The sequence below is a fragment of the Halanaerobium sp. genome (genome assembly GCF_003070835.1).
This window is the reverse complement of sequence record NZ_QBLR01000480.1, coordinates 1-1495: the sequence shown is the minus strand read 5'-3', so window position 1 is coordinate 1495 and position 1495 is coordinate 1. Positions and strand designations below refer to the sequence as shown.

General features: G+C 34.0%; 1 protein-coding gene. It reads left to right on the top strand.

Annotated features, from left to right (window positions below):
- Positions 1-336: 336 nt before the first annotated feature.
- Positions 337-1495, top strand: a 1159-nt coding sequence (locus CI949_RS20625) for a galactokinase (RefSeq protein ID WP_110301353.1), incomplete at its 3' end; no start/stop codon positions are given.

Here is a 1495-nt window from a genome sequence, read left to right as displayed (position 1 = left end):
TCGATATTTTTTAAAAAAAGTTGAGACAGTAGAAAAAATTCTCTTATCATTCTGGTAAATTTGTGGTATAATTTTCATAGCATGAACCTCCGTTATGGTTTTTTGTTTTTTGCTATTCAATTATACCAGAAACGGGGGTTTCATGCTATTTTTTTGCTAAATAATATTGAAATTTCAAGGTGCAAAAGCACTTTTACAAGTGCGAAGTTTGAGTAAATAATATTGAATTTTCAAGGTGCAAAAGCACTTTCACAAGTGCGAAGTTTGAGTATTTAATCTAAAAGCGAGAATGAGTTTTATTAGTCAAATTAAAATTATAAAAGAGGTGTTGCAATTATGGATATACAGGAATTATGTGATAAGTTTGGAAGAATTTTTAGAGATTTTGACTTAGAAAATGGAGCTTACAAAGCACCAGGACGGGTTAATTTAATCGGTGAACATACAGACTATAATGATGGTTTCGTGATGCCGATGGCAATTGAAAAAGAGATTACAATGCTGGCCCAGCTGCGATCTGATAGAAAAATAAAATTCTATTCTCTCGATTATGATCAGATGGTAGAATATGATCTGGATAATTTAGAATATGATGAAGAAAACATCTGGGCAAATTATATAATGGGAGTTATTGATGAGATTCAGAAATTAGGAGAAAGCCTGCAGGGATTTAATTTAATGTTTACCGGTAATATTCCTCAGGGGTCGGGATTAAGTTCTTCAGCTGCTCTGGAGGTAGTTACTGCTCTGGCAGTTACTGATCTGCATAAAATTAAAATTGATGGAATAGAAATGGCTCTGCTTGCTCAGAGAGCAGAAAATAATTTTGTCGGAGTACAGTGTGGAATTATGGATCAGTATATTTCCCGGCTGGGTCAAAAAGACCATGCCCTGTTAATTGACTGCAGAACAAATGATTATCAGCTGGTACCTTTTGAAAATGAAAATTATCAAATTGTAATCTGTAATTCTAGAGTGGAAAGAGGTCTTGTAGATTCTAAATATAATGAGCGCCGAAGTGAATGTGATCAGGCTGTAGAGTTTTTTGCAGAAAAAGAAGATAGTAAAATCACTGCTTTAAGAGATCTTGATCTTGAAACAGTAGAAAAATATAAAGCTGAACTGGCAGAAAATGTTTACAAAAGAGCTCATCATGTAGTCAGTGAAAATAAAAGAGTTTTAGAAAGTCAAAAAGCCTTAGAAGCTGATGATCTGCAGAAATTTGGTGACTTGATGTATGCCTCCCATAAAAGTTTAAGTGAAGATTATGAGGTCAGCTGTGAAGAATTAGATATTTTAGTTAATTTAGCAGCAGAAACCGGTGTTGAGGGAGCCAGAATGACTGGAGCTGGTTTTGGAGGCTGTACGGTTAATTTAGTCAAAAAAGACAAGATAGATCAATTTATAGATATGATCAAGAAAAATTATAAAGAAAAAACAGGTATTGAAGCTGAGGTTTATGTCAGCAATCCTGGAGAAGGTGCCTGTAAGTTAT